The 1211-nt window shown below is 40.2% G+C and carries 1 protein-coding gene; it reads right to left on the bottom strand.

Annotated features, from left to right (window positions below):
• Window positions 1–114: 114 nt before the first annotated feature.
• On the bottom strand, window positions 115–1211 hold a 1097-nt coding region (gene tnpC, locus ACFPOH_RS10955), incomplete at its 5' end, for an IS66 family transposase (RefSeq protein WP_390309660.1).

Below are 1211 nucleotides of genomic sequence, written 5' to 3'. Positions count from 1 at the left end.
GTAAGCCCGAATTCAAATGACGCATTGAAAAACTTAAAACAGGGATTAAAAAAGCGTACCTATTAGTACGCATGACAAATAGCCCTACAATCTTGAATTTTTTCAGATTGAGGGCTATTTTGCTATTGCACATGATTCACGTATATTTTTAGACCAAGGCAAGTAGCGATCGATTATTTCTGGTTGCTGATGGATTGGGAGGTTTGGGAGTTCTGTCAATACTTTGACCAAGTATTGATAGAAATCAATTCCATTAGCTTTTGTCGTTTCAGCTAAACTCAAACAAACGGCATTGGCATCAGCTCCCAATTCACTCACAGAGAAAAGCCAGTTCTTCCGACCAATCACACTCGGACGAATCGCATTTTCTGCTGGGTTATTGTCAATCGCAATTCGACCGTCATATAGAAATGCTTTTAGACCTTCGGCATGTTTCAAGGTATAGTTTGCCGCTTCCGCAAGGGCACTTTTGCCGTAAAAAGGAGATTCATCTACCCATTGTAAGAATTCTTCCACAATCGGTTTGGAATATTTTTTTCGTGCTTTTCGACGTTTGCTTGGTGAAAGTTTCTTAAACTTTCGTTCCAATTCGTAGAGTCGATTACAATATTCTACACCTTTTTCGGCGTTTTTACTGTTGGCTTTTAGCCATTTTCTACGCACATGTGCCCAACAATTGGCGAATGTGACGTTAGGTAAACCAGCGTATGCAGAATATCCGTCACAAATGATGGTTCCCTTGAACTTTTCCACGAAGTCTTTTAAAACTTCCCGACTTCGCGATAACGCACTATGAAACATGACGATGGTCGGCCCTTGAGAAGCAACGCTTCGGAATACCCAGTTATAAGCATTAGACTGAGCCGACTTTCCATCCGAACGGTTGAGTATTTGAGCGTATGTTTCATCAATATGAAGAATTGATTTTTTCATAAGGAGCTCTTTCATACGATGGTAGATTGGATGAAGCCAATCCTCCGCGATTCGAATCACCCAGTTCGATAAATTTTTATCGTTTGTAAGGAGACCATAATGGTTCCATTCCTTTACCTGGCGATATAAAGGTAAATATTGAACAAACTTATCGTAGATGATTTTTGCCAAGACCGTTGGTCCAGCAATACTTCGTTGAATCGCTGGTTGTGGTGCTTTGCCTCGTTTGATTTGTGAATTTTTGCTGAGATCTTTTTTACAATTCCTGCACTCATAAG

Origin of the sequence: Ureibacillus suwonensis (genome assembly GCF_042655065.1) — a bacterium.
GTDB classification, from domain to species: Bacteria; Bacillota; Bacilli; order Bacillales_A; family Planococcaceae; genus Ureibacillus; species Ureibacillus suwonensis.
Note: the sequence above shows the minus strand (reverse complement) of the source record. Positions and strands in the feature narration are given on the sequence as shown.